Origin of the sequence: Paraburkholderia sp. SIMBA_053, from assembly GCF_046534895.1 — a bacterium.
GTDB lineage: Bacteria > Pseudomonadota > Gammaproteobacteria > Burkholderiales > Burkholderiaceae > Paraburkholderia > Paraburkholderia caledonica.
Map to the genome: position 1 here is coordinate 1 of NZ_JAWRXU010001713.1, position 236 is coordinate 236.

The following is a 236-nucleotide window of genomic DNA, read 5'->3' on the forward strand; positions in this document are numbered from 1 at the left end:
CGCCCGCCACGCCCCCTTCGCAGTAGCGGCTCAGCGCGAGTCGACGAACGCCGCGATCGATCCGGGCGTCAACTGCGGCGTGGTCGCCCCGCGGTGCTGAGCCACGACGGCTCCTGCCGCGCAGGCTCTGACCAGGGCGTCCTCGATCGCCATTCCCTGGGCGAGCGCCGCGGCGAGCGCACCGCAGAAGGCATCGCCGGCTCCCGTCGTGTCCACCGGATCGATCCGGAAGGCGG

At 73.7% G+C, this 236-nt stretch carries 1 protein-coding gene; it reads right to left on the minus strand.

What is annotated here, in order from left to right; translation table 11 throughout:
- Positions 1 to 30 precede the first annotated feature (30 nt).
- A partial coding sequence (locus SB753_RS41370) for a PfkB family carbohydrate kinase (RefSeq protein ID WP_410805728.1) occupies positions 31 to 236 on the minus strand: 206 nt, incomplete at its 5' end.